Source organism: Gemmiger formicilis (genome assembly GCF_016901605.1).
Classification (GTDB): domain Bacteria; phylum Bacillota; class Clostridia; order Oscillospirales; family Ruminococcaceae; genus Gemmiger; species Gemmiger formicilis_B.
Map to the genome: position 1 here is coordinate 1 of NZ_JACJKP010000560.1, position 320 is coordinate 320.

The window sequence follows — 320 nt, forward strand, 5'->3', positions numbered from 1 at the left end:
ATCCAAAATTCATGTGGAAAAACCCCGCATCGGCGGCGGCTTTGGTGCCAAACAGACCATGGTGGCCGAAATCTACCCGGCTTTTGTCACCTGGAAGACCGGCCGGGCTGCCCGGATGATCTATACCCGGGAGGAATGCCAGATCGCAGGCAGCCCCCGGCATGAGATGGAGGTACATGTGCGGCTGGGCGCCGACAACAACGGCAAGATCCGCGCACTGGATGTCTACACATTGTCCAACACCGGCGCCTACAGTGAGCACGGTCCCACCACGGTGGGCCTGTCCGGCCATAAGTCCATTCCGCTGTATACGGGCAGCC

Annotated in this window: 1 protein-coding gene; it reads left to right on the forward strand. The window is 60.6% G+C overall.

From position 1 onward, the window contains the following. The coding region (locus H6B10_RS15930) for a molybdopterin cofactor-binding domain-containing protein (RefSeq protein WP_204652414.1) at positions 1-320 on the forward strand (320 nt) is incomplete at both ends.